Raw genomic sequence first — 24,698 nt, forward strand, 5'->3', positions numbered from 1 at the left:
ACCGATGGCTTCACTTCGTGAAGCTGTCAGTGGTCGTCAGACCGGCCCAGCCCTCGTGCTCGACGATCATCTTCGCCAGGTCGAGCTTGCCGCGCTCGGCCGGGAAGGCCTGGACCAGCCCCATGGCAGTGTCGCGGATCGCGCGGCCGATCGGGTTGCCCATCAGCGCACCGGACGTCCCGCACATCTTGAGCGCCGCGAGGGCGACCTCGTGGGAGTGCTCGCAGATGGCGCCCTTGGCGAGCTTCCAGCTCTGGACGACCTCCTCCTTCGGGAGGATCGGCGGGTCGCTGGCCTCGAGCTCGATCTGCCGGCGCAGCCACAGGTGCGCCTCGGCCAGCTGCTGCTCGCCGTCGCCGATCAGCACCTGGTGCATCGGGCTGGACGCGATCGGCTTGCCGGTGTCGGCGAAGGTCGCGGCCATCGTCCGGCCCATCGCGTAGTCCCACACGCCCTGGGCGATGCCGGCGTAGATCGCCGCGATGGCGATCTGGTTGCCGACCCACGAGCCGCGTGACATCGACGTCGCCCGCGTGAACGCACCGGGCACCGCCAGCGACAGCTCGTCGGGCACGAAGCAGTCCTCGAGGACCAGGCCGTTGTTGTCCGAGGCGCGCATGCCCAGGCCGGTCCAGGTCGCCCGCGGCCGCGAGCCCTCGGACAGCCGCGGCACCAGGAAGAGCGTGAGCGCGTCGAGGCCCTCGACGTCCTCGCGACGCGCGGTCACGAGGTAGTAGTCGGCCGAGCCGGAGAGGCAGCCGAACGACTTCTCGCCGTTGAGCACCCAGCCACCCTCGGCGCGGGTCGCGGTCGTGCGGATCAGCACGTTGGCGTTGGAGGCCTTGACCGCCTCGCTCGCGAAGTTGCCGATCGCCTTCTTGTCGGTGCCCATCAGGTGCAGCACCTTCTCGGCGAAGGCGCGTACGGCCGGCGCCTCGTCCTCGTCGTACAGCCCCGCCTCGAGCGCCGCCAGCGGCAGCAGGCCGCGCGAGGACGACGAGCAGTGGAAGAAGAACGCCAGCGCGGTGGACCCGCAGACGGTGCCGAGCGTGTACGTCGTGGCCGCGAGGTCACGCAGCCCGCCACCCAGGCCGCCGTACTCCTCGGGCACGACGAGCCCGAGGAGACCCGCGTCGCCGAGCAGCTTGAGGTGCCCCTCGGGGAGGGAGCCGGCCTCGTCGGCCGCCTCGGCCGCGGCCGCGATCACCGGCAGCACCGACTCGACCCGCAGCGCGCGCTCGCGCTCCGCCTCGGTGAGGTCGGGCAGGAGGTGCTCCGCCGTGATGCGTGCGGTCGTCCGTGCCGTCATCCTGCGGCTCCTACGTGGTGTGGTGCGGGGACCGTCGCGGCCAGGGCGGCCCCGCGGGGTGGGTCGATCGAGGGGGTCAGCGAGACCCTGAGGGTGTCGGCGATCAGGCCGACCTGCGCGGCATCGGCCGGAGTGTCGACGTCGAGCTCGCCGAGCAGTCGCACGAGGTCCTCGGTCGCGACCGCGCCGTCGAGACCGGCGAGCGTGGTGTTGAAGTGGTGGACGCCGCTCTTCAGCGCGGTCAGCGCCTTGACCAGCCCCAGCCGGTCCCGGTCGCCGAGCCGGGCCCGCAGCGGCACGGGCCGGGCGAGGCCGACCGCCTCCTGCAGCACGGCCCGCACCTGGAGCGGCGTCGCCGCACCCTGGCTGTCGGACATGCCGATCTCCAGCACCCGCTCGGCCGAGAAGCCCGCGACCGCGGCCAGCACCGCGTCGACCCGGTCATCGGCGAAGGCGTTGCGGACGATCACCGAGACGCGGTCCTGGTGCCCGTCGATGACACGGCGGACGTGGTCGACCGCGCCGGGGACCAGCGGGTCCACCGCGATCTCGACCACGTCGACGTCGATCTCGAGGGCGAGCTCGAGCTGCTCGCGGGTGGCGACCAGGGCGCTCGCGCCGGCGGCGAGGGGCTCGGGCACGACGACCGGGCTCCCGTCGTTGCGGCTCAGGTCGAGCACCCGCACCCGCACCCCGCTCGCAGCGACCTCGCGGGCCGTCTGCTGGACGAACTCCTCGGGGTGCTCTCGGCCGCGCAGCGCGGCGACGACCCCGCCGTCGGCGAGGGTCGCGACGTCCGGGAGCACGTCCGCGAACTGGCCCCAGCCGCGGGAGTGGAAGAGCAGGGGCGCCGTACGCCGCGCGGCGTGCCCCGCGACCACCTCGCCCACGAAGATGGTGTGGTCGCCGCCGGGGTACTCGTGCAGCACCCGGCAGTCCAGCCACCCGAGCGCCGAGTCGAGCAGGCGTACGCCGGTCTCCGCGGTCGTCCACGCCTCGCCCGCGAAGCGGTCCTCGAGGCCCGGCACCATGCCGGCGAAGCGGCGGGCGACCTCGGCCTGGTCCTTGGCGAGCACGTTGATGCCGAAGACGCCGGCGCCCGAGATCAGCCCGTGGGAGTAGAGGCGCCGGTCGAGGCAGACCGAGACGAGCGGCGGGTCCAGGCTGACGCTCGAGAACGAGCTCGCCGTCATCCCGTGGTGCGCGCCGTCCACCAGCGTCGTCACCACCGTGACACCGCTCGGCCACTGGGCCATGACGTCCCGGAACGTTGCAGGGTCGACCATCGCACACCTCCTTTCGGTAGAGAATATACAATATCGGATAGGTACTGGCGCAAGCCGTTCGGGACAATCGCCCCGCGGACATGCCACGATTGCCACCGGCCGACGTGATGTCGGTCCGTCGAACCGAGGAGAGAGCCCGCATGGCCCGCACCCCCCGCACGGGAGCACCGGTCCGCCCGATCGCCCACCTGTCGCTGGTCGACCGCGTCACCGACGAGCTGCACCGCGCGATCCTGAACGGCGACATCAAGCCCGGAGCGGCGGTCTCGATCGTGGAGCTCTGCGAGCAGTTCGACGTCAGCCACATCCCGGTGCGCGAGGCGCTGCGCCGCCTGGAGAGCGAGGGGCTGGTCAGCCTCCGCCCCGGCCGCTCCGCCCTGGTCGCGTCACTGAGCCCGGAGGACCTCGCCGACATCTACCGGCTGCGGCGGGTCATCGAGGGTGACCTCACCGTGCGGGCGATGGAGCGGATGACCCCGGAGCGGCTCGAGCAGGCACAGGTCGCGCTCGACGAGTACGCCGAGATCGAGCGCGAGCCCTCGGCGCTGGCCGCGGCCCACCACGCGTTCCACGCCGCGATCCTCGACGACGTCACCGGCTCCGTGGACCGCCGCGTGCTCGAGATCCTGTGGCACTCGGCCGACCGCTACCTGCACCTGCTCATGGACAACCTGGACCGCGCTCCCGAGACGACCGAGGCCCGCATCGCCGAGCACCGCGCGCTCCTGGACCTCGCCCGGGACGGCAAGGTCGACGAGCTGCGCGACGCCTGGATCGCCCACCTCGACAGCAGCGAGGAGGCCCTCCGGCAGGCGCTCGAGCGGCAGCCGGAGTCGACCGAGGCCGCCCGCGCCTAGCCGCTCGCGCCGACTCCCTGGGCCTCGGCGAGCACGCCCGCCAGGTCCCACGGGCGACCGTCGACGAGGTCGGTGCCCTTGCTGACGAAGCGGTTGACCGCGCACGCGGGACGCAGCGTCGCCACCTCGACCGCGCCGGTGGCGAGCACCGGGTCGGGGCGGCTGATGATGCCGCTGAACGGCGCGCGGTCGGGCGCCCACAGCGTGAAGTCCGTCGAGAGCGAGAAGAGCGCGCCCCCGCCGTACGCACCCTGACGGCTGGCGACGGCTACGTTGAGCCGGTTCTCGGCGGCCCGCTCGAGCAGGAGCGGGTCGAGGTCGGCGCCGGCCTGGGTGGTGAACGGCACCGCGACGACGTCCACGTCCTGGAGCGAGGCGAGCCGGAAGGTCTCGGGGTAGAGCGCGTCGTCGCCGACGACCAGGGCGAGACGCCCCCACGGCAGGTCGACCACGGCGAGCCCGTCGCCGCGCTCGGTCGCCCACGGGTGCTGCGCGCTGGCGTGCAGCTGCGTCTGCCGCAGCACGACACCGTCGGCGGAGAGCACCAGCCCGACGTGGGCGGCGCCCTCGGCCAGGCTGGTGGCGACGTACGCCGAGGTGCCGGTCAGCGCGGCGACGATCGCGGCCGGCTCGAGGTCGGCGAGCTCGGGCAGCACGACCAGGCCGGCGCCGGTGCCGAGCGCGTCAGCGAGCAGGGCGCGTACGTCGTCGCCGTCGGCCGGGCTGACGACGGCGGCGACCAGCTCGTCGGCGCCTGCCTCGCGCTGCCGGCCCCGGGGTGCCTGCAGGATCGGGCCGTAGAGCTCCGGGCGGCGCGCGCCCATCACGTCGGTGCCGTCGGGGCGGCTCTTGTCGTCGGCGCGCGCCACGTCGATGTCGGCGACGACCACCGCCTCGCCGGTGCGCGGCGCCAGCGCGACCACGGTGCCGTCGGGCGCCACGATCTGGCTCTCCCCCGCGCCGTGCAGCATCTCGACCGGCACACCCACCCGCTCGGCGACCGTCTCGATGCTGCGGGCGGGCACCAGGGGGCCGACCTTGTTGGCGGCGACGACCCAGACCCGGTTCTCGACCGCGCGCACCGGCACGTGCAGGGACGCCTCGTCGAGCGCGAAGGAGTTCAGGCTGTTGAGCAGCACCTGGGCGCCGCCGACGGCGAGCATCCTCGGTGTCTCGTTGATGACGCCGTCCATGCAGGAGTAGAGGCCGACCCGGCCGAACTCGACGTCGACGACCGGCGACGGCGCGACGGCCGGGTCGAGGTGGTCGCGCTCGCTGCCCATCAGGACCTGCTTGTCGGTGACCACCAGGATCTCGCCCTCGGGCGAGAAGAGGATGTTGCTGCCGGTCGTCCGGCCGTCCTCGCGGGCCAGCGTGCAGTTGGCCATCAGGTGGATCGCGTGCTCGCGGGCCTTGGCGGCGAGCGCCGTGACGAACGGCCCGTCGAGGGTCTGCGCCATCCGCCGGGCGTGCTCACGCCCGTCGTACCAGGAGACGTGGTTGCAGAACTCGGGCAGCACGACGACCCGGGCGCCCTCGCCGGCCGCGCGGTCGATCATCCGCAGGCAGGTCGCGAGGTTGTCCTCGACGTCCTCGGACACGGCGAACTGGACGGCGGCCACACGCACGATCGACATTCACGCTCCTCTGATTCTCGGTCTATATATGATCTACGCTTCAGGCCAAGCCTTGCACACCAGTCCCCCGAAGCGTAGGAGCAGGCCGGATGTCGGAAGCGACCCGTGACGAGATCGAGATCGAGGCCTTCCCCGGCCGCGGACCGGTGCCCATCGACCTGACCAAGGTCGCGCCGTTCGGGTGGTGGGCCGCGATCGTGATCGCGCTCGTCGCCTTCATCGACCGGGTCGAGTACAACCTGGTCGCCGGCGCGCTGCCCGCGATCCAGGACCACTTCGGCTTCGGCGACACCCTGGCGGGCGCGATCCCGACCGCCTCGGCGATCGCCGGCGTCATCCTGCTGCTGCCGGCCGGCCGGCTGGCAGACCGCGGCCACCGGCGCACGATCGTCGCCCTGGTCGTGCTGGCGTGGGCCGTGTGCTCGGTGGTGAGCGGCATCGCGACCACGTTCGCGGTCTTCTTCGCCAGCCGGATCCTGCTCGGCGCGGCGGGCCAGCTCTACAACCCGCCGGCCTCGAGCCTGCTCGCCGACTACTACCCGGGGTCGGCGCGCGGCAAGGCGTACGGGCTGGAGCGGGCCGGCTACTACATGGGTCTCCCGGTCGGCGTCGCCCTGGGCGGCGCGCTGGCGACGGCGGTCGGCTGGCGCGCCGTCTTCTTCATCGTGGCGGTGCCGGGCGTGCTCGTCGCACTGCTGGTCCTCACGCTGCGCGAGCCGTTGCGCGGCCTCGGCGACCGGATCGACCAGCTCCGCGGGACCACCGACCCGGGCGGCTCCCACGAGACCGTGTCCCTGACGACGTCGATGGCGGCCGAGGCGCGCGAGGTTCTCCAGATCCGGGCGCTGCGCGGGATCATCGCCAGCCTCTCGCTGCTCTACCTCGGGCTCGGCGGGCTCTTCTACTGGCTGCCCACCCTGCTGGAGCGCACCGAGGGACTCGAGTACGACGCTGCCGCGGGCCTGGCCGGCGGGGTCGGCGGCACCGGCATCGTCATCGGCATCATCCTGGGCAGCCGGATCGGCGACCGCGGGCACGGCGTGCGGTCGGCCTGGCGACTGCGGACCGGGCTGGGCTTCCTCGCGCTCGGGGCCGTCTCGTTGACCGGGGTCGTGCTCCTGCCCGGGCTCCCGCTGCGGATGACCATGATCACCCTGGCCTGCGTGGGCTTCGCGGGCGCGATCCCGAACCTCACGGCGGCGTCCGCCGACGTGGTGCCCGCGAGCCGGCGCGGCGTCGGCTTCGCGGTCCTGCAGTTCGTGACGACGCTCGGCGGTGCGGCCGGGCCGCTGCTGATCGGCCTCACGTCCGACGCGGTCGGGTCACTCACGCTGGCAATGCTCGCGCTGCTGCCGCCGATGTTCATCACGCTCGTCGTGCTGCGCCACACGACGCGCTACTACGACGAGGACGCGGCCAGGGCCCTCGCCGGCTGAGTCCCTAGGCTCTCCCCGTGAGTCGAGACATCCGGCGGGTCGCCGTCTTCTGCGGTTCGAGCGACGGGACCGATCCCGCCTGGCGTCAGGCGGCGTACGACGTCGGCCGCGGCCTGGCCTCGCGCGGCCTCGGGCTCGTGTACGGCGGGGGCGGTGGCGGGCTGATGCGCGAGGTCTCGCAGGGCGCCCTCGACGCCGGCGGCGAGGTGATCGGCGTGATCCCTCGGTCGATGGTCGACCGCGAGTGGGGTCGGCACGACCTCACCGAGCTGCACGTCGTGCAGACCATGCACGAGCGCAAGGCGATGATGGCCGAGCTCGCCGACGCGTTCCTCTGCCTGCCCGGCGGCCTGGGCACGCTCGAGGAGATCATCGAGGTCTGGAGCTGGCGGCACATCGGCTTCAACGACGACCCGGTCGGCTTCCTCAACACCGGCGGCTTCTGGACTCCCCTGCTCACCGCCCTCGACGGCCTCGTCGACGCCGGGTTCGTGCGCCGTACCGTGCTCGACGACGTCGTCGTCGCGGAGACGCTCGACGAGGCGCTCACCGGGCTGGCCTCGCGCTAGGCCCATCGGTCCTCGCACGCACGGGCGAGCCAGCGCCGTTCGCGGCGGACGCCCCGATAGCGTCCAGGGGTGGCCAGCCCTCGCCGATCCCGTGCTCGTGGACGCAGCGGGTCGCCGCGCCGGAGCGGGACCCGCCAGCCCGCGCGGCCATTGCCGGCCACCGGGCCGGGCGAGCGGCTGTGGGTGCTCGACGTCCCCTACGGGACCCAGGTCGACGGCGCCACCTGGCACCCGGCCGTCAAGACCCACCTGTACGTCGGGCGGGCTCTGCCCGACCGCCTCACGCCCTACGCTCCGGGGCCGCACACGCTCGGGCGGTTCATCGAGAACACCCTCAACGCCGACCGTCCGACCCCCAACCCCGAGCCGACCGATGCGCTCGAGCCCCGGAGGATCCAGTTCGAGGCTGCGGATGCGATCGCTGCGCGCGCCGCGGCGGGCGGACGGCAGTTCCTGCTGGCCGACGAGCCGGGCGTGGGCAAGACGATCGCCGCGGTGCTCGGAGCGACGGCCGTGGGCGACCTCCGCGGCGCGCAACGGGTGCTCGTCGTCGCCGACCGCCCCGCGGCGATCACGGTCGGACACTGGTGCCGCACCATCACGGCGCTGGGCGACGGCGGTCTCGAATGGGTCGTGATCACCTGGGACCGGCTGGAGAAGGTGAAGGACCACGAGTGGGACGTGATCATCGCCGACGAAGCCCACGCGCTGCGCCGTACGACGACGAAGCGGTGGAAGCTCTGGGCCAGGATCTCCGGGCACGGACGGCCTCACGACAAGGCGCCGTTCGTCATCGCGACGACCGCGACGCCCGGACACACGCCCCTCGAGCTGCCGTACCTCGCGCCCGCCTACGCCCAGGTGCTCGGCGAGCCGATGCGGGACTGGACCTCGGCGACGCAGCCCGGGGATGCGTTCACCGCCGCGCTCGAGCGTCACGGCGTCGGGGTCGAGCGGGGCCGCTACGGCGCGACGTGGACCACCGATCCCGCGCAACGCGCTGCGGACCTCAAGCTCGTGCGCGGCTGGCTCGCCGAGGAGCGGCCTCCCGCGATGCTGCACCGGGCCGCTCCGTGGGGACCGGTGCCGATCTCCGGCATGCCGGTGGCACTCACGCCGCAGGAGCGCGCTGCCTACGAGGCCGAGTGGGGAGAGTTCTGTCGCGAGATGGACATCGCGCGACGCGGCCGCAACGTCGCGAAGGGGCGGGCCGCCCTGCTGCGCTTCCGGCAGAAGGCCGGGCTGATCCGGGTCGACTCGACGGTCGCCTGGATCGCCCAGCAGGTCGACTCCGAGCGGCAGGTGGCGTGCTCGGTCGAGTTCGTCGCGACCGCCGCCGACCCCATCGCCGGCCGACTGCGTGACTCCGGCATCGAGGTGGCCACCATCTACGGCCGCGACCGGTTCGACGCCGAGGCGGAGCGGCTCCGGTTCCAGACCGGGCAGGCGAAGGTCTGCGTCTTCACCACGGTCGCCTCCATCAGCCTCCACGCCGGCGAGACCCTCACCGAAGGCCGCCAGGCGAGCACCGAACCGCGGGTCGGCGTCTTCCACCAGGCCCGCTTCTCGGGCATCGCCGCACGACAGGTGACCGGCCGCACCCACCGCGACCACCAGGTCTCGCCGTGGCACATCGCGTACGCCGAGGACACCGTCGAGGAGCAGGTCGGGAAGGTCATGGTGGAGCGGATCGCCGCGGCCTCCGACACCGTGGGAAGCGACACCACCGGCCTGGCCGACCTCGCCCAGCTCCTCGGAGCCGACTGGCTGCCGTCCACGACCCTGACCGAGGAAGGCGCCTGACCACTCCGCTCAGACGCGGTCCGAGGCCCCCGCCGCAGTCTCGGGTCGGCAGCGGAGACCCCGGAGCGATCGACCCACGCCCCCCAACCGGAACGATCCCCCGACCTTCGCTGGTCACCGTGGGCCAATCACCGGGTCCAACGAGGTCACGTCGCATGGCGTCACGACGAATTTTGGGTATCTCGCACCCGGTGGCGACGCCTTCAGCTCCAGTGCCGGACCACGGCACGGCCGTCGACCGACGGCACCGGCTCCCCCGCGGGCACGTGCGCCCAGTGCTGACGGTCGAGCCAGACCACGTCGACGTCGTGGTCGTACGACGCGTCGCCGAGGCTGTCGTGCGCAATGACCGGACCGGTCAGGTCGTCCGACAGCGGCGTGACCGTGAGCGACCCGGCGTCCGCGGCAGGACCGTCGGTCCAGCCCCCGCCGGGTCCGGAGAACCACACCACCGCCCGGGTGCCGTCGGCCACCGAGGTCGCACTCCGGGTCGCCCGCGGTTCCACCGACAAGAAGTCGCGCACCGTGGCGGTCTCGCCGCTGATCGTCAGGGCACCCGACAGCAGCACCATGTCCTCCCCCGCGGGCTGGTGGCCGATCGCGTCGCGGCGCCAGCCGTCCGGGAACTCCACCACGACCGTGCGGGTCTGCCGCTCGGGGTCCGCGTGCAGCATGACCATCCGGGCCGGGAGGTCGGAGCCGGCGATGGCGTGGGTGAGCCAGCTCAGGTCCGGGGAGTTCAGGTCGGTGGTGCTCATCGGGCGGCTCCTGTCAGATGGTCGACGACGGCCTGCTCACCGAGGACGTCGGCGTACTTCGCGTCGAGGTCGAAGAGGTTCTGGTCGTGCGTCGCGGCGTCGCGGTCGCCGCACGCGTCGGCGACCACGATCGGCCGGAAGCCGTGCTGGAGCGCGTCGAGCGCGGTGGCCCGCACGCACCCGCTGGTCGAGAAGCCGGTGACCACCACGGTGTCGATGCCGGCCGCCGTCAGCGTGGCCGCGAGGCTGGTGCCGAAGAAGGACGACGCGTACTGCTTGGTGACCACCACCTCGCCCGCCAGCGGGGCGGGCTCGTCGGGGAACGCGGCGTACGGCGAGCCGTCCTCGAACGCCGTGAGCCCGGGCACCTTGACCGCGAACCAGCCCGCGTCGGCACCGCCGGGTGCGAGCTTGACGGTGGTGAAGAGGACGGGGTGACCGGCGGCGCGGGCGGCGGCGACCACCCGCGCCGCGCTGGCCCGGGCGCTCTCGAAGCGCCCCGTCGCGTCGGTGAGCGGGCCACCCTCGAGGTAGGCGAGGCAGACGTCGACGACGACCACCGCGGGCTTCGAGCCCCAGCCGATCCGCGCACCGAAGGCGTCCATCAGATGATGCCTTCCGCACCGAGCTCGGCCCGCCGGTCGGCGGAGAGGCCGAGGAGGTCGCCGTACACCTCGTCGTTGTGCTGGCCCAGCTCCGGGCCGGTCCAGCGGATGCTGCCGGGGGTGGCGGAGAGCTTGGGGACGACGTTCTGCATCTTCAGCGTGCCGAAGGTGTGGTCCGGGACCTCGACGATGGACTCCCGGGCCTGGAACTGCGGGTCCTCGAGCATGTCGGCGGCCTTGTAGATCCGGCCGGCCGGCACCCCGCCCGTGTCCATCAGGTCGAGGAGCTCGTCCGCGACGACGGTGGCGGTCCACGCGGAGATCAGCTCGTCGAGGTACTCCTGGTCGTTGCCGCGGCCGACGTGGGTCGAGTACGGGTGGCCGGGCGCGGACCACTCCGGGTGGTCCATCATCGCGAACAGCCGCGACGAGACGGAGTCCTGGTTGGCGGCGATCAGGATCAGCTGGTCGTCCTTGGTCGGGTAGACGTTGGAGGGCGCCACGTTGGGCAGGATCGCGCCGGTGCGCTCGCGCTGGTAGCCGGCCTGGTCCCACTCGGTGACCAGCGACTCCATCATCGCCAGCACCGACTCGTAGATCGAGGCGTCCACGACCTGTCCCTCACCCGTGCGGTTCCGGTGCTGGAGCGCCGAGAGGGCGCCGACGGTCGCGTGCATGGCGGCGAGGGAGTCGCCGATCGAGATGCCGGCGCGCGAGGGCTGCCGGTCGGGGTCGCCCAGGATGTAGCGCAGGCCGCCCATGGCCTCGCCGATCGAGCCGTAGCCGGCGCGCGAGGCGTAGGGCCCGGTCTGGCCGAAGCCGGTGACGCGCACCATGATGATGCCGGGGTTGACCTCGCGCAGGCGCTCGTAGGAGAGGTTCCACCTCTCGAAGGTGCCGGCCCGGAAGTTCTCGACGACGATGTCGGACTTCGCGACGAGCTGCAGGAAGAGCTCCTGGCCCTCCTCCTCGCGGAGGTTCAGGGTGACGGAGCGCTTGTTGCGGCCGACGACCGGCCACCAGAGCGAGGTGCCGTCGGTGCGTCCCCACTGGCGCATCGGGTCGCCCGCGCCGGGCGCCTCGACCTTGACGACGTCGGCGCCCTGGTCGGCCATCAGTGTCCCCGCGAAGGGGCCGGCGAGCAGCTGCCCCGCCTCGATCACGCGCACTCCGTCCAGCGGCCCCGCACTCGTCATGCGTCGAATCGTATATCAGATAGGGTTTGCACGTGACGGACGTCCAGATCGTCGAGGTCTCCCCTCGCGACGGCTTGCAGAACGAGTCCCGGCTCGTGTCGACCGCAGACAAGGCGGCGCTCGTACGTCGTGCGCTCGACGCCGGCGCGCGGCGGGTCGAGGTGACCGCCTTCGCCCACCCCGAGCGGGTGCCACAGATGGCCGATGCCGAGGCGGTGATGGCCGAGGTGCGCGACGACCCGCGGCTGCGCTCGATCGGGCTGGTCCTCAACCGGCGCGGTCTCGACCGAGCGATCGCGGCCGGTTGCCACGAGGCGACGGTCGTCGTCGTCGTCTCGGACGGGCTGGCCCTCAGGAACCAGGGCGTCGACACCGCCGCGCAGGTCGCCGCCTGGCAGGCGATGGCGGACGACGCCCGCTCGGCGGGCCTGGCGACGACGGTGATCCTGGCCGCCGCCTTCGGCTGCCCCTTCGACGGCGAGGTCTCCACCGAGCGGGTGCTCGAGGTCGCCCGGGGCGTGCTCGACGCCGCCCCCGACGAGCTGGCGATCGCGGACACGATCGGCGTCGGCGTACCCGCCCAGGTGCGGTCGATCGTCTCCGGGCTGCGCTCGCTGGACGCCGAGATCCCGCTGCGCGCGCACTTCCACAACACCCGCAACACCGGCTACGCCAACGCGCTCGCCGCGATCGAGTCCGGCGTGACCGTGCTCGACGCGTCCGCCGGCGGCATCGGCGGCTGCCCCTTCGCACCGGGCGCGACCGGCAACATCGCCACCGAGGACCTGACCTACCTGCTCGACCGGTCAGGGATCTCGACCGGGATCGACCTGGCGTCGATCGCCGCCACCGGCACCTGGATCAGCGAGCTCTGCGGATACGACAAGGCGCCGGCGCAGCTGGGCCGCGCCGGCGCCTTCCCGGCTTGATCTGGTCGAGCGTCAGCGGGTGGCGGTGCCCTCGGTGTAGTCCGAGTCGTGGCTCTTCACCCAGGCCATCAGCTTGCGGAGCTCGCGGCCGGTCTGCTCGATCGGGTGGGCCTCACCCTTCTTGCGGAACTCGGTGAACTCCGGCGAGCCGTTGTCCATGTCCGAGATGAAGCGCTCGGCGAACGTGCCGTTCTTGATGTCGGCGAGCACGTCCTCCATGTTCTTCTTCACGTCGGGCGTGATGACGCGCGGGCCGGAGACGTAGTCGCCGAACTCGGCGGTGTCGGAGACCGACCAGCGCTGCTTGGCGATGCCGCCCTCGTACATGAGGTCGACGATCAGCTTGAGCTCGTGGAGGCACTCGAAGTAGGCGACCTCGGGCTGGTAGCCCGCCTCGGTGAGGACCTCGAAGCCGTACATGACCAGCTGCGAGGCGCCACCGCAGAGGACGGCCTGCTCGCCGAACAGGTCGGTCTCGGTCTCCTCGGTGAAGGTGGTCTTGATGCCGCCGGCGCGCAGGCCACCGATCGCCTTCGCGTACGACAGGGCGAGCGGCCAGGCGTTGCCCGACGCGTCCTTCTCGACGGCGACCAGCACCGGCACGCCGCGCCCGTCGACGTACTCGCGGCGGACCAGGTGGCCGGGACCCTTCGGGGCGACCATGAAGACGTCGACGCCCTCCGGCGGCGTGATGTAGCCGAAGCGGATGTTGAAGCCGTGGCCGAAGACCAGGGTGTCGCCGGCAGCGAGCTGCGGCGCGATCTCCTCGGCGTAGAGCTTCCGCTGGTGCTGGTCGGGGGCGAGGATGACGATGACGTCGGCCTCCTCCGCGGCCTCGGCGGGCGTGACGACCCGCAGGCCCTCGGCCTCGGCCTTCGCGCGGCTCTTCGAGCCGGGCTGGAGCCCGATCCGCACGTCGACGCCCGAGTCGCGCAGGGACAGCGCGTGGGCGTGGCCCTGGCTGCCGTAGCCGATGACCGCGACGTTCTTGCCCTGGATCAGGGAGAGGTCGGCGTCGTCGTCGTAGAACATCTCAGCCACTGGGGCTTCTCCTTCGTGTTGGTGTGTTGCGTCAGCCTGCCGCCGGCGGAGCCGGCACTGTGACCGGGCGCAGGTTGCGCTCGGAGATGGAACGGGAGCCGCGACCGATCGCGACCATGCCGGACTGGACGAGCTCGCGGATGCCGAAGGGCTCGAGCACCCGGAGCAGGTCGCCGAGCTTGTCAGCATTGCCGACGGCCTGGATCGTCACGGCGTCGGGGGCGATGTCGACGACCTTGGCCCGGAAGAGCTGGACGGCGTCCAGCACCTGGCCGCGGGAGTCGGCGTCGGCCTTGACCTTGACCAGGAGCAGCTCGCGGTTGACCGAGGTCGACCCGTCGAGCTCGACGATCTTGATGACCTCGACGAGCTTGTTGAGCTGCTTGGTGACCTGCTCGAGCGGGGTGTCCTCGACGTCGACCACGATGGTCATCCGGGAGACCTCGGGGTGCTCGGTCGGTCCCACGGCCAGCGAGTCGATGTTGAAGCTGCGGCGGCTGAAGAGACCCGCGATGCGGGCCAGCACGCCGGGCTTGTTCTCGACCAGGACCGAGAGCGTGTGCTTGGTGTTGAGAGGCGTCGTCACGGGCGGAGCTCCAGGTCTGCGTCGTCCTCGAACCGCGGGGCGAGGTCGCGGGCGTACTTGATGTCGTCGTTGCTGGTGCCGGCGGCGACCATCGGCCACACCATGGCGTCGCGGTGCACCCGGAAGTCGACGACGACGGGCACGTCGTTGATCTCCATCGCCTTGGCGATCGTCGCGTCGACGTCGTCCGGGCTCTCGCACGCGAGGCCCACGCAGCCGTAGGCGTCGGCGAGCTTGACGAAGTCGGGGATCCGCTTGGAGTGCAGGTCGGTGTTGGAGTAGCGCTCGTTGTAGAACAGCGTCTGCCACTGGCGGACCATGCCGAGCGACTCGTTGTTGATGATCGCGACCTTGATCGGGATGTCGTTGATCGCGCAGGTGGCCAGCTCCTGGTTGGTCATCTGGAAGCAGCCGTCGCCGTCGATCGCCCACACCGTCGTGTCGGGCATGCCGACCTTGGCGCCCATGGCCGCCGGCACGGCGTACCCCATCGTGCCGAGGCCGCCGGAGTTGATCCACGTGTTGGGGTTCTCGTAGCCGACGAACTGCGCGGCCCACATCTGGTGCTGGCCGACGCCGGCGCAGTAGATCGAGTCGGGACCGGCGATCGCGCCGAGGCGCTCGATCACGTACTGCGGCGCGAGGCCGCCGTCGGCCGGCTTGTCGTAGCCGAGCGGGTAGGTGCGCTTGATGCCCGCGAGGAACTGCACCCAGCCCTCGTAGTCGCCGGTGTGGCCGGCATCCGCCTCGGCCTTGAGCGCGACGACCAGGTCGCTGATCACCTCGCGGCAGTCACCGACGATCGGCACGTCGACCGCGCGGTTCTTGCCGATCTCGGCGGGGTCGATGTCGGCGTGGATGATGCGGGCGCCGGGGGCGAACGAGTCGAGGTTGCCGGTCACCCGGTCGTCGAACCGGGCGCCGAGGCTGATGATCAGGTCCGACTTCTGCAGTCCCGCGACCGCGGCCACGGTGCCGTGCATGCCCGGCATGCCGAGGTGCTGCGGGTGGCTGTCGGGGAACGCGCCGCGCGCCATCAGGGTGGTGACCACCGGGATGCCGGTGAGCTCGGCGAGCACGCGCAGCTCCTGGGCGGCCCGGGCGCGGATGGTGCCGCCGCCGACGTACAGGACCGGGCGCCGGGACTCGAGGATCAGCTTCGCGGCCTCGCGGATCTGCTTCGAGTGCGGCCGGGTGACGGGACGGTAGCCGGGCAGCGCGAGCTCGCTCGGCCAGGCGTACGTCGTCATCGCCTGCAGCGCCGACTTGGCGACGTCCACGAGGACCGGGCCGGGGCGACCGGTGGAGGCGATGTGGAACGCCTCGGCGACCGTGCGCGGGATGTCGGCCGGGTCGGTGACCAGGAAGTTGTGCTTGGTGATCGGCATCGTGATGCCGCGGATGTCGGCCTCCTGGAAGGCGTCGGTGCCGATCTGCGCGGCGCCGACCTGGCCGGTGATCGCGACCATCGGCACGGAGTCCATGTGCGCGTCCGCGAGCGGGGTGACCAGGTTGGTCGCGCCCGGGCCCGACGTCGCCATGCAGACGCCGACCCGACCGGTCGCGGCGGCGAAGCCCTGCGCGGCGTGGCCGGCGCCCTGCTCGTGCCGCACCAGGATGTGCCGGATCGAGGAGTCCATGAGGGGGTCGTACGCCGGGAGGATGGCGCCACCCGGGATGCCGAAGATCTCGGTGGTGCCCGCTGCCTCCAGCGATCTGACCAGGCTCTGCGCGCCCGTCATCTGCTCGCTCATCGGTCTGTGTCCTGTTCTCGGTTGCCGGTCGTGCCCTGCGGATGGTTCAGCCCAACAAAAAACCCCTCGGCCCGGTGGGCGGCGAGGGGTGACGCGTGCTCTGAGTTCGGTGTCGACTCAGCTCACACGTCGCGTGCGTACAAGAAGGTGCTTGCGCATGGGCACCACGGTAGCCGCACGATCCGCTCGACCGCACCCGAGTGTGCCAGGCGTCCCAGCATGCGGGACGTCTGTCTCAGTCCGCGGCTGGTTCCTCGGCGGGCTGGCGGCCGTCGGCGGTGCAGACGCAGACCTTGTTGCCGTGCGCGTCGGCCAGCACCCAGAACGCCGGTACGGCGTCCTCGCTTACCAGCGTCCCGCCCGCGGCGACGGCCGCCTGCACCCGCTCCTCGGCCACCTCGCGGGGCACCACGATGTCGAGGTGGAAGCGCTGCTGCACCTCCCCGGTGGCCTCCGGCGCGGTCTGGAACCAGAGCGTGTTGTTGCGACCGCCCGGGTCCATGATCTCGGGCCACTCGCCGTGGTCGTCGTAGCCGAGCACGGCCGCCCAGAACGGCTTGACCTCCTCCGCGTCCGGTACGTCGAGCGCGAGCTCGAGGGTCGAGACGTCGCGCGGCGCCGACTCGATGCCGAGCTCGGCGGCGATCGCCGTGATCCGCCGCGCGAGGTCGATGTCGCGGCTGGTGACACCGTCGACGTCGTGGCTCGACAGGTCGACGTCGACCTGCGGGTAGGTCAGCGTCACGTCGGGATGGTGGTTGGCCTCCTCGGCCGCCTCGGTGATCCGGGTGACCAGCGCGAGGCCCTGCACGAAGCTGCCGGTGCGGAACCGGGCGTGCAGCCGGTTGAGGAAGAAGCGCCAGTCGTCGAGGCCCTCGGCCACGACGTCCGGGTAGCGCAGCCTGTGCTTGGGGTCGTTGGTCATGGGAGCACCACCTGTCCGATCGGTCCGGGGTTGGTCGCGATCTCCCAGCGGTAGCCGTCGGGGTCGCCGAAGTAGCCGGTGTAGCCGCCCCACTCCCGCTCCTCCGCCGCGTGCACCGGGTCGGCGCCCGCGGCACGCGCGGTCGCGAGCACGGCGTCGACCTCGGCGGGAGTCGCCACGTTGTGGGAGAGGGTGATCGGGGCGACGCCCTCGCCGCGCACGATCGGGCCGACCTCGGCCTCGAAGTGCTCGGCGACCCAGAGCGAGAGCACGACGTGCTCCCCCACCTGGATCATCAGGACGTCTCCCTCGACGTGGACGGCGGACTCCCACCCGAGGCCGTCGACGTAGAAGGCCCGCGACCTCTCGAGGTCACGGACGGCGAGCGTCACGAAGCTGATCCGCTGGTCCACGACTCCCACCTTGGCACACGCCACGGACAGCGGGCGCCCGGCAGATCGGGACGCCTCGCCCTGACGTCCGGGACGCCGGGCGTACGACGGTGAGGTCGTCAACCCCACCTCTCGCACCTGGGCCCTCGTCGGCGCCGCGGCCGGCCTCGCCGGGATCGTCGGCATCCAGGCGTCGCTGCAGATCGACGCCGAAGACCGTGCGCAACCACGTCTCCAACGTGCTCACCAAGCTGGGCGTCCCCGATCGCGCGCAGGCGATGATCAGGGCGCGGGACGAGGGACTCGGAGGCGACTGAGCTGACGCCCGTCGGCGTCGAAGTTGGCGGGGTCCAGCCAGCGCTCGTGCTCGGCCCGGACCGCCGGCCACTCCGTGTCGGTGACCGAGAACCAGTCCGTGTCGCGGTTGCGGCCCTTGGTCACCATGTGGTGCCGGAACCTGCCCTCGTAGACGAAGCCGAGCCGGTCCGCCGCCCGCCGGGACGGCTCGTTGAGGCTGTCGCACTTCCACTCGAAGCGCCGGTAGCCGAGGTCGTCGAACGCGTGCCGCATGCTCAGGTGGATCGCCTCGGTCGCGGCGCGGGTGCGCTGGAGCGTCCGGGCGTAGAGCACTCCGGCGATCTCGACCTGGCCCGTCGCCGGCTCGATCCTCATGTACGACGCGATGCCCTGCGCACCGCCACCGGTCGGCACGAGGGCGAACGTCACCATGTCCGCCGACGCCAGGTGCTGCTCGACCAGCGCCACCATCGCCGGCACATCGGGCGGAGGGTCGGTCGGCCGGTAGGTCCAGAGCTCCTCGTCGCCGGGGTTGCAGAGCGCGTCGTGCAGCGACGCGGCGTGCTCGGTGCCGAGCGGCTCGAGGGCGACGTACCGCCCGGTCAGGGTGACGGGCACCGGGCGGGGGCGAGGCACCCAGTCCGGCACGACGTCGCCGATCCGCTGGCCGTGGACGTTCTCCTGGGGCACGTCCGCACCCTAGTCTGCGCGGATGGACGCAACGTGGGCCCGACGCTGGCACACGCTGACGGCCGTCGTCGTGGTCGGTGCGCTGCTGCTCCAGCTGGTCCTGGTGATCGCCGGCGACCGCGCCCTGCTCGACGAGGAGGAGCCCGGGCTCGCGATCCGGCTCGGGCGGCTCGTCTCGTACTTCACCATCCAGAGCAACCTGCTGGTCGCTGCCGGGGCGATCACCCTGGCCCGCGACCCGGCCCGCGACGGCGCGAGCTGGCGGGTGCTGCGACTCGCCGGCCTGGTCGGCATCACCGTCACCGCCCTGGTCCACTTCTTCCTGCTGCGTCCGCTGCTCGACCTCCACGGGTGGAGCTTCGTGTGCGACAAGCTGCTGCACATGGTCGTGCCGGCGCTGGCGGTGATCGGCTGGGCGGCGTTCGGCCCGCGGCCCCGGGTGGGCGGCCGGGTCATCGTGTGGGCCCTGGCCTGGCCGGTCGCCTGGACGGTCTGGACCCTCGCCATGGGCGCCGCGACCGGCTGGTTCCCCTACCCGTTCCTGGACTTCGACGACAAGGGCTGGGCGTCGATGCTCGTGGTCTGCGGGGGCATCACCGCACTGTTCCTCGCGCTCTTCGGCGTCGCCTGGGCCCTCGACCGACGCCTGCGAGCACGACCATGAGCAGCCGGCGTACGACGCTGGTGAAGCGCTGGGGCGGCCGGGCCGTCGGCCTCACCATCACGGCGATCGGCCTCTACGTCGTGCTGCCGAGCCTGCTGACGATGTTCCAGGCCTGGCCGCAGCTCGCGACGGTCGACGTGCCGTGGTTCTTCGTCCTGCTCGCCCTCCAGGCGGGCCGGCTGGTCTCGCTGTGGTGGCTGACCAAGCTGGCACTCGCGCCGTCCCACGTGGGCTGGGGCACGACCGCTACCGCCCAGCTGGCCGGGAGCGCCGCGGCCAAGGTCGTGCCTGGAGGCGGCGCGGTGGGAGGCGTCGTCCAGGCCAGGATCCTGATCGACGCCGGACAGCCGGCCGGGACCGTCGCGTCCGGGCTCGGCGCGATCGCGCTGCTCCAGAACGCGGTCCTCTTCCTGCTGCCGGTGCTCACGATCCCGGCGCTGCTCATCGGACCACCTCCCGCCAAGCAGCTGCAGCTCGGCCTGGTCGTGTCGGTGGTGCTGGCAGCCGTCATCGTGACGATCGGCGTCACCGCGCTGACGTGGCCGGCGGTGCTCCGGACGGCCGGCCGCGGAATCGGCCGCGCCCTGCACGTCGTACGCCGGCGCACCACCCCGGAGTCGGTGGCCGCGGGTCTGCTCGCGCAGCGGGAGCGGATCGTCGACGGGTTCCACGGTCGCTGGCTGCGGGCGGTCTTCGCCACCGCGGCGACCCGGATGTTCGACTACGCCTCCCTGGTCGCCGCCCTGGTGGCCTTCGACGTGCACGCGCGACCGTCCGAGGTGCTGCTCGCCTTCGTCGTCTCCCAGGCACTCGCCGTCGTCCCGATCACGCCGGGCGGGGTCGGCTTCGTCGACCTCGGCCTCACCGGGATGCTCGTCCTCATCGGGGTACCGACCGAGACGGCGGTGATCGCCACCCTGCTCTACCGACTGTTCTCGTTCTGGCTGCCGATCCCGCTCGGTCTCCTCGCGTGGACCGGCTGGCGGATCTCGCGGCGCTACGCTCGCCCCATGACGGAACGCGCAGGAGTCGACCCGACCGTCCCGCCGAGCGGCACCGGCTGCGTCGAGTGCGAGGCGTCGGGCGGCTGGTGGGTGCACCTGCGCCGGTGCACGCAGTGCGGCCACGTCGGCTGCTGCGACACCTCGCCGATGCAGCACGCGACCGCCCACTGGCGCGAGTCCGGGCACCCGGTGATCACCAGCTTCGAGCCCGGCGAGGACTGGTTCTGGGACTTCGCCACCGAGTCCGGCTTCCTCGGGCCGACCATGTGCCCGGCCACCGAGCACCCGCTCGACCAGCCCGCCCCCGGACCCGCCGGTCGCGTCCCGGACGACTGGCGCGACCACATCCACGAGTAGCCGCGTCGAGGCGTCAGGTCAGCGAGTCGAGCGCCTCGCGGACCAGGCCGACGCCGCGCTCGACCTCGTCGTACGACGTCGACAGCGGCGAGAGACCCAGGCGCAGGCCGCCCGGGTCGCGGTAGTCGGGGATGACGTCGCGCTCCCACAGGGCCGCGGTCACCTCCCGCATCAGCGGGTGGTTGAAGGTGACGTGGCCGCCGCGCCGGGCGGGGTCGCGGGGCGAGGCCAGGACGACGCCCAGCGGTCCGAGCACCGACTCCCCCACCTCGATCGCGTACGACGTGAGCGCGACCGACTTCTCCCGCACCGCCTCGATGCCGACCGACTCGATCAGCGCGACCATGTCCTGCATCGCGAGCATGCCGAGGACCGGCGGGGTGCCGGAGACGAAGCGACGGATCCCCGGTGCCGGGGCGTACGACGGCCCCATCAGGAAGGGGTCGACCGAGCCCAGCCAGCCCTGGATCGGCTGCGTGAGCGACCCGAGGTGCTCGGACGCGACGTAGCAGAAGGCCGGCGAGCCCGGCCCGCCGTTGAGGTACTTGTAGGTGCAGCCCACGGCGAGGTCGACGCCCCACTCGTCGAGCTGCACCGGCACCGACCCGGCCGAGTGGCAGAGGTCCCACAGCACCAGCGCGCCCGCGTCGTGGGCGATCCGCGTCAGGGTCGGCGCGTCCGCCAGCCAGGCCGACCGGTAGGCGACGTGCGAGAGGACGACGAGCGCGGTGGCCGGCCCGACGGCGGCGGAGAGTAGCTCCGGCGTCACCCCGGCGGCCGGGTCCACGTCGATCCACCGCAGGGTCAGGCTGCACTCCTCGGCGATGCCCGCCGCGACGTAGCGGTCCGTCGGGAAGTTGTCGCGGTCGATCACGATCTCGGTGCGGCCCGGGCGGGCGGCGACGCCGGCGCGCATCAGCTTGTAGAGCAGCACGGTGGTCGAGTCGCCGATGGTCGTCTGGCCGGGCGCCGCGCCGAGCACCACCCGACCGAGGTCGTCGCCGATGACCTGCGGCAGCTCCATCCAGCCCTCGTCCCAGCCACGGATCAGCCGGCCGCCCCACTCCTCCTCGACGAAGCGCGCGAGCCGCGGGCCACTGGCCGCGAGCGGGCGGCCCAGCGAGTTGCCGTCGAAGTAGACGAGCGGTGAGGACGCGCCCACGAAGAGGTCGCGGCAGGACGCCAGCGGATCCTGCGCGGGACGGCTCATGGCCGGGACGCCGTCAGGTCGCGGACGCTGGCGTAGCGCTCGCGCACCGCGGGGGTCGGCTCGGCCTCCGTCGAGACGACGCCGGACAGCGGCCACGCGGGCGGCTCGGCGCTGCCGGCGAGCACCCAGGCGGCCTGGCGCGCCGCGCCGCGGGCGACGTACTCGCCCGGCGCAGGCACCGAGACCGGCAGTCCGAGGACCGCCGACGCGATCTCGCGCACGGCGGCCGAGCGGGCCGCGCCGCCGACCAGGATGATCCGTTCCACCGGCGTACCCAGCGCACGCACCGCGTCGACGGCGTCGGCGAGGCCGCAGATCATCCCCTCGACGGCTGCCCGCGCGAGGTACGCCGGGTTCGTCGTCTCGAGCCGGAGCCCGTGGAGGGCGCCGGTCGCGTCGGGCTTGTTGGGGGTGCGCTCGCCCTCGAGGTAGGGCACCAGGACCAGGCCGCCCGCTCCGGCAGGCGCCGACAGCGCGAGGTCGGAGAGCGCGCCGTGGTCGACGTCGAGCAGCCGGGCGGCCGCGTCGAGCACGCGGGCGGCGTTGAGGGTCGCGACCAGCGGCAGGAACCGTCCGGTCGCGTCGGCGAAGCCGGCCACCGCGCCGGTCACGTCGCCGACGGGCTGGTCGGCGACCGCGCACGCGACCCCCGACGTACCGATCGAGACGACGACGTCGCCGGCGACAGCGCCGAGGCCCAGGGCGGCGCCGGCGTTGTCGCCGGTGCCCGGGCCGAGCAGCGCACCCGACGGCATGGAGAGTCCCGACTCGGACGGACCGAGCACGCGCGGCAGGATCACGTCGTGGCCGAGCCCGAGCTCGAGCAGGTCGCGCCGGTAGTCGCCGGTCGCGGGCGACCAGTAGCCGGTGCCGCTCGCGTCGCCGCGGTCGGTGACGAGGTCGTCGAGCGAGGTCGATCCCGAGAGGCGCCAGGTCAGGTAGTCGTGCGGCAGGCACACCGCCGCGGTACGCCGCGCGTTGTCGGGCTCGTGGTCACGCAGCCAGCGCAGCTTGGTGACCGTGAACGACGCCACCGGCACCAGGCCCACGGCGTCGACCCACGCCTGCGGACCACCGAGCTCGTCGATCAGGTCGAGCGCGGCCTGCGCGGAGCGGGTGTCGTTCCAGAGCAGCGCCGGGCGCACGACCTCGCCCGCGGCGTCCAGGCAGACCATGCCGTGCTGCTGCCCGCCGACCGCGACGGCTGCGACGTCGTCCAGCCCGCCGGCGACGTCGATCGCCGCCTGCAGGGCGTCCCACCACGCCTCGGGCGCGACCTCCGTGCCCTCCGGGTGGGAGGCGTGACCGGTGCGGACGACCGCCCCCGTCTCCGCGTCGCAGACGACGACCTTGCAGGACTGGGTGGAGGAGTCGATCCCGGCAACGAGTGGCACGGTGCAGACCCTAGTGGTGTCTGTCAGGGTGTGCTCGTGCGTCCTGCCGCGGGCCTCCCGCTCCCCCTCTCCCACGGTCCCTACGAGGCCGAGGTCGTCACCGTCGGAGCGTGCCTGCGCACCCTCACCCGCGACGGCGTGGACCTGGTCGCCGGGTGGCCCGCCGGCCAGATGTGCCAGAGCTCGCGGGGCGCGGTGATGATGCCCTGGGTCAACCGGGTCGGCGACGGCCGCTACGAGATCGACGGCCGGACCTACCAGCTCCCGCTGAGCGAGCCGGCCAAGTGGAACGCGATCCACGGCCTCGTGCACTGGGTGCCGTGGACCGTCGCCGAGCACGGCACCGACCACGCGGTCCTGCGCTACGAGCTCGCGGCTCAGACCGGCTACCCGTGGCTGCTCGACCTCGAGGTCGCCTACCGGCTCGGCGACGACGGGCTGACCACCACGCTGAGTGCCACCAACGTCGGCGACGCGCCGGCGCCGTACGGCGCGGGCCTGCACCCCTACCTGACGGTCGGCCGGCAGGTCGACGAGTGCGTGCTGACGCTCCCGGCCGAGACGTGGTGTGCCATGGACGAGCGCGGTCTCCCGGCTCCCGCGGTGCCGGTCGACGGCACCCCGTGGGACTTCCGCGGCGGTCGCTCGATCGGTGACCTCGTCGTGGACCACCCGTTCGGCGGTGTCGCCGACGGGGCGACCGCCACGCTGGCCGACCCCGGCACCGGGCGCTCCGTCAGCCTCACGGTCCACGAGGGCATCCGCTGGCTGCACGCCTTCACCGGCGACACCGTCCGCGGCCACGAGCGCGAGGCACTCGCGCTCGAGCCCGTCACGGCGCCTCCGGACTCGTTCCGCACCGGCGTCGACCTCGTCGTGCTCACCCCGGGCGAGAGCCACCGGGCGTCGTTCACGATCGCTGGTAGCGCCGGTCGCTGAGGGTCGACGTCGTGGACGTCATACGGGGAGAGCATCCGTTTGCTCCGACCGTATGACGTCACGCTGAGCTCACTGGAAGCTGACGAACCTGACCCGCGGTCGTACGGCGTGCACGGCGGCCGACTGCATCCGGCGCACGTCCTCGTCGTAGAAGAGCTTGAAGCCCATCGTGAACCGACGCGGCTTCGCGACCGCGTGGTAGGTCGCGAGCTTCTGCCGTGGGGTGCCGAACCCGTCGACGTGCTGCACCATCGCGAGCTCCGGGTGGCGGCGTACGCGTCCGATGTCCTCCACCATGTCGGTGCGGAACTGGTGCAGGACGAAGAGCTTCTGCGGCAGGTCGTCCTGCCGGACGATCCGGGTGAGCCACGCGGAGGTGCGGTTGACCTCCTCGGCACGGACCTGGCCGACCGTGTGGGCCGGCACCTGGTGCGGCCGCATCCGCCACTCAGGGTCGAGCGCCAGGCCGACCCACGGGTCGCGCAGCGCCCACTCCCAGCGCCGGGCCACCTCGGGGAAGGTGGACCGACCGGGCTGGAGGTCGAGCAGCAGCAGCGCGTTGTTGCGGTGCGCGGCGCGGATGTAGCGACGGACCTCCGAGCGCGGGATGTCGTGGCTGTAGTCGCCGTCGCGCCCCGGGTAGCCGTCGGCGATCGTCACGATCAGCTCGTAGACGTGCCGCAGCGGCTGGCCGGGACGCCGGAACGGCGCGGCCGCCCGGTGCAGCCGCCGGTCCATCGTGTCCGGGTCGGTCTCGCCGAGGACGCCGAGCGAGCCGGTCTGCCCGGTGCCGTAGTAGGCGACCAGGAAGTGGTTGCCGGCGAAGACCTCCGTGCCGCCGCCGGGCAGGGTCGCCGGCGCAGCCGGGGTCTCCGGGGTCGGCGGAGGCGTCTCGGCCGCGGGGGTCTCGGCAGGCTCGACCGCCGACGGCGCCGCGGCGGGGGCGAGCTCGCCGTTGGCGTCCTCCTGCCCCACTCCCCAGGCGACGACGATCAGCGCCACCATCACGAGGAGGACCAGGAGCAGGACCGGTCCGCGCTGGTCGGGCTGCTCGGGCACG

The 24,698-nt window shown here is 72.6% G+C and carries 24 protein-coding genes; 9 read left to right on the forward strand and 15 right to left on the reverse strand.

The window, feature by feature from the left end; genetic code table 11:
* Positions 1 to 10: 10 nt before the first annotated feature.
* Positions 11 to 1,309, reverse strand: coding sequence for an acyl-CoA dehydrogenase family protein (locus ASC77_RS05435; RefSeq protein ID WP_056149513.1), 1,299 nt, complete (start codon positions 1,307 to 1,309; stop codon positions 11 to 13).
* Positions 1,306 to 2,595 (reverse strand): flavin reductase, encoded by a 1,290-nt coding sequence (locus tag ASC77_RS05440; protein ID WP_056149516.1) that lies wholly within the window; start codon positions 2,593 to 2,595, stop codon positions 1,306 to 1,308. The genes ASC77_RS05435 and ASC77_RS05440 overlap by 4 nt, the downstream gene beginning before the upstream one ends.
* Before the next feature lie 140 nt (positions 2,596 to 2,735).
* On the opposite strand from ASC77_RS05440, the gene ASC77_RS05445 reads away from it, so the two are divergent.
* Positions 2,736 to 3,452 carry a GntR family transcriptional regulator gene (locus ASC77_RS05445; RefSeq protein ID WP_056149518.1) on the forward strand — a complete coding sequence of 239 codons (717 nt, stop codon included), beginning with the start codon at positions 2,736 to 2,738 and terminating at the stop codon, positions 3,450 to 3,452.
* Here ASC77_RS05445 and ASC77_RS05450 read toward each other — a convergent pair.
* The gene (locus ASC77_RS05450) at positions 3,449 to 5,089 is read right to left on the reverse strand and encodes a carbon-nitrogen hydrolase family protein (RefSeq protein ID WP_200944895.1); all 1,641 of its coding nucleotides are present in this window, start codon (positions 5,087 to 5,089) and stop codon (positions 3,449 to 3,451) included. The genes ASC77_RS05445 and ASC77_RS05450 overlap by 4 nt on opposite strands.
* A gap of 89 nt (positions 5,090 to 5,178) precedes the next feature.
* Here ASC77_RS05450 and ASC77_RS05455 point away from each other — a divergent pair, with 89 nt between their 5' ends.
* From ASC77_RS05455 to ASC77_RS05465, 3 genes are all read left to right on the forward strand, one after another.
* A complete protein-coding gene (locus ASC77_RS05455; RefSeq protein ID WP_056149520.1) occupies positions 5,179 to 6,525 on the forward strand; it encodes an MFS transporter in 1,347 nt (448 codons plus the stop codon).
* A gap of 17 nt (positions 6,526 to 6,542) precedes the next feature.
* On the forward strand, positions 6,543 to 7,094 hold the full coding sequence (locus ASC77_RS05460) for a TIGR00730 family Rossman fold protein (RefSeq protein WP_056149522.1): 552 nt from the start codon (positions 6,543 to 6,545) through the stop codon (positions 7,092 to 7,094).
* A gap of 69 nt (positions 7,095 to 7,163) precedes the next feature.
* Positions 7,164 to 8,897 (forward strand): helicase, encoded by a 1,734-nt coding sequence (locus ASC77_RS05465; protein WP_056149524.1) that lies wholly within the window; start codon positions 7,164 to 7,166, stop codon positions 8,895 to 8,897.
* Between the two features lie 203 nt (positions 8,898 to 9,100).
* Here ASC77_RS05465 and ASC77_RS05470 read toward each other — a convergent pair whose 3' ends face one another.
* Genes ASC77_RS05470 through ASC77_RS05480 form a run of 3 tightly spaced genes read right to left on the reverse strand, consistent with a single transcriptional unit; the run spans position 9,101 to position 11,456 of the window.
* Positions 9,101 to 9,655, reverse strand: a complete 555-nt coding sequence (locus tag ASC77_RS05470) for a hypothetical protein (RefSeq protein ID WP_056149527.1) — start codon at positions 9,653 to 9,655, stop codon at positions 9,101 to 9,103.
* Complete coding sequence (locus ASC77_RS05475) at positions 9,652 to 10,260, reverse strand: isochorismatase family protein (protein ID WP_056149529.1); 609 nt, start codon at positions 10,258 to 10,260, stop codon at positions 9,652 to 9,654. The genes ASC77_RS05470 and ASC77_RS05475 overlap by 4 nt, the downstream gene beginning before the upstream one ends.
* Entirely contained in the window at positions 10,260 to 11,456 is a 1,197-nt protein-coding gene (locus tag ASC77_RS05480; protein WP_056149531.1) for a CaiB/BaiF CoA transferase family protein, read from the reverse strand. The genes ASC77_RS05475 and ASC77_RS05480 overlap by 1 nt, the downstream gene beginning before the upstream one ends.
* A gap of 32 nt (positions 11,457 to 11,488) precedes the next feature.
* Between ASC77_RS05480 and ASC77_RS05485 the strand changes: the two genes are divergently transcribed.
* A complete protein-coding gene (locus ASC77_RS05485; RefSeq protein WP_056149533.1) occupies positions 11,489 to 12,385 on the forward strand; it encodes a hydroxymethylglutaryl-CoA lyase in 897 nt (298 codons plus the stop codon).
* A gap of 12 nt (positions 12,386 to 12,397) precedes the next feature.
* Here the strand turns inward: ASC77_RS05485 and ilvC are convergent, their stop codons facing one another.
* From ilvC to ASC77_RS05510, 5 genes are all read right to left on the reverse strand, one after another.
* On the reverse strand, positions 12,398 to 13,426 hold the full coding sequence (ilvC, locus tag ASC77_RS05490; RefSeq protein ID WP_056149535.1) for a ketol-acid reductoisomerase: 1,029 nt from the start codon (positions 13,424 to 13,426) through the stop codon (positions 12,398 to 12,400).
* Between the two features lie 31 nt (positions 13,427 to 13,457).
* A complete protein-coding gene (gene ilvN, locus ASC77_RS05495; RefSeq protein ID WP_056149537.1) occupies positions 13,458 to 14,012 on the reverse strand; it encodes an acetolactate synthase small subunit in 555 nt (184 codons plus the stop codon).
* Positions 14,009 to 15,766, reverse strand: a complete 1,758-nt coding sequence (locus ASC77_RS05500; RefSeq protein ID WP_056149538.1) for an acetolactate synthase large subunit — start codon at positions 15,764 to 15,766, stop codon at positions 14,009 to 14,011. The genes ilvN and ASC77_RS05500 overlap by 4 nt, the downstream gene beginning before the upstream one ends.
* A 235-nt stretch (positions 15,767 to 16,001) precedes the next feature.
* Positions 16,002 to 16,691 carry a 4a-hydroxytetrahydrobiopterin dehydratase gene (locus ASC77_RS05505; protein ID WP_056149542.1) on the reverse strand — a complete coding sequence of 230 codons (690 nt, stop codon included), beginning with the start codon at positions 16,689 to 16,691 and terminating at the stop codon, positions 16,002 to 16,004.
* Positions 16,688 to 17,104 (reverse strand): VOC family protein, encoded by a 417-nt coding sequence (locus ASC77_RS05510; protein ID WP_056149545.1) that lies wholly within the window; start codon positions 17,102 to 17,104, stop codon positions 16,688 to 16,690. The genes ASC77_RS05505 and ASC77_RS05510 overlap by 4 nt, the downstream gene beginning before the upstream one ends.
* A gap of 218 nt (positions 17,105 to 17,322) precedes the next feature.
* Here ASC77_RS05510 and ASC77_RS27380 point away from each other — a divergent pair, with 218 nt between their 5' ends.
* The gene (locus tag ASC77_RS27380) at positions 17,323 to 17,400 is read left to right on the forward strand and encodes a hypothetical protein (RefSeq protein WP_235547493.1); all 78 of its coding nucleotides are present in this window, start codon (positions 17,323 to 17,325) and stop codon (positions 17,398 to 17,400) included.
* Here ASC77_RS27380 and ASC77_RS05515 read toward each other — a convergent pair.
* Positions 17,366 to 18,070, reverse strand: a complete 705-nt coding sequence (locus ASC77_RS05515; RefSeq protein WP_056149547.1) for a GNAT family N-acetyltransferase — start codon at positions 18,068 to 18,070, stop codon at positions 17,366 to 17,368. The two genes, ASC77_RS27380 and ASC77_RS05515, sit on opposite strands and share 35 nt — an antisense overlap.
* Positions 18,071 to 18,092: 22 nt before the next feature.
* Here ASC77_RS05515 and ASC77_RS05520 point away from each other — a divergent pair, with 22 nt between their 5' ends.
* Positions 18,093 to 18,734 (forward strand): Pr6Pr family membrane protein, encoded by a 642-nt coding sequence (locus ASC77_RS05520; RefSeq protein ID WP_056149549.1) that lies wholly within the window; start codon positions 18,093 to 18,095, stop codon positions 18,732 to 18,734.
* Positions 18,731 to 20,095, forward strand: coding sequence for a flippase-like domain-containing protein (locus ASC77_RS26005; RefSeq protein ID WP_082574465.1), 1,365 nt, complete (start codon positions 18,731 to 18,733; stop codon positions 20,093 to 20,095). The genes ASC77_RS05520 and ASC77_RS26005 overlap by 4 nt, the downstream gene beginning before the upstream one ends.
* 13 nt (positions 20,096 to 20,108) lie before the next feature.
* On the opposite strand, the gene ASC77_RS05530 is transcribed toward ASC77_RS26005, so the two are convergent.
* Together ASC77_RS05530 and xylB are read right to left on the reverse strand one after the other, a co-directional pair.
* Positions 20,109 to 21,305, reverse strand: a complete 1,197-nt coding sequence (locus ASC77_RS05530) for a kynureninase (protein ID WP_056149550.1) — start codon at positions 21,303 to 21,305, stop codon at positions 20,109 to 20,111.
* On the reverse strand, positions 21,302 to 22,699 hold the full coding sequence (gene xylB, locus ASC77_RS05535; RefSeq protein WP_056149552.1) for a xylulokinase: 1,398 nt from the start codon (positions 22,697 to 22,699) through the stop codon (positions 21,302 to 21,304). Before xylB ends, ASC77_RS05530 begins: the two co-directional genes overlap by 4 nt.
* A 36-nt stretch (positions 22,700 to 22,735) precedes the next feature.
* Here xylB and ASC77_RS05540 point away from each other — a divergent pair, with 36 nt between their 5' ends.
* Positions 22,736 to 23,638: an aldose 1-epimerase family protein gene (locus ASC77_RS05540; protein ID WP_162249792.1), complete on the forward strand. Its 903-nt coding sequence runs from the start codon at positions 22,736 to 22,738 to the stop codon at positions 23,636 to 23,638.
* A gap of 69 nt (positions 23,639 to 23,707) precedes the next feature.
* On the opposite strand, the gene ASC77_RS05545 is transcribed toward ASC77_RS05540, so the two are convergent.
* Positions 23,708 to 24,697 (reverse strand): hypothetical protein, encoded by a 990-nt coding sequence (locus ASC77_RS05545; protein ID WP_056149557.1) that lies wholly within the window; start codon positions 24,695 to 24,697, stop codon positions 23,708 to 23,710.
* Position 24,698 lies beyond the last annotated feature (1 nt).

It is taken from the genome of Nocardioides sp. Root1257 (genome assembly GCF_001425175.1).
Classification (GTDB): Bacteria; Actinomycetota; Actinomycetes; order Propionibacteriales; family Nocardioidaceae; genus Nocardioides.